Source organism: Pseudomonas sp. EL_65y_Pfl2_R96 (assembly GCF_963970905.1).
GTDB lineage: Bacteria > Pseudomonadota > Gammaproteobacteria > Pseudomonadales > Pseudomonadaceae > Aquipseudomonas.
Genome location: NZ_CAXAQH010000367.1, coordinates 1 through 445, shown reverse-complemented (window position 1 = coordinate 445; position 445 = coordinate 1). Strand labels below are relative to the sequence as shown.

Below are 445 nucleotides of genomic sequence, written 5' to 3'. Positions count from 1 at the left end.
AGCATCCGCACTCCTGTAGCGGGGTTGCACGGGGAAATGAATGCTGGGGCGGGCTTATCACGGACGCGGCCCAAACTGGCATGGGCAAAGCCCATGCCGTCGGTCGGCGCCGTAGCGCCGCCGGCCGGTCTGATCGCGGCAAGCCTCGGCCGTAGCTTTCGCTACGGCCTCGGGCGATCAAACGTGGATCGCTTTCCCGCGTACCGCCATCGCCGCTTCCTTGATCGCTTCGCTATGCGTCGGGTGAGCGTGGCAGGTGTAGGCGATGTCCTCGCTGGTCGCGCCCATTTCCATGCCCAAAGCCGCCTCGGCGATCATCGTGCCTGCGGGCACCGCGATCGCCCACACGCCGATCACGCGGTCGGATTTGGCATCAGCGATGATCTTCACGAAGCCGTCGGGCTCGTGATTGGTCTTGGCGCGGCTGTTGCCCGCCATCGGGAAC

General features: G+C 65.8%; 1 pseudogene. It reads right to left on the bottom strand.

The annotated features are described in order from the left end of the window. Positions 1–177 precede the first annotated feature (177 nt). Positions 178–445 (bottom strand): annotated as a pseudogene (locus AACY49_RS31080) (dihydrolipoyl dehydrogenase); the annotation flags it as partial.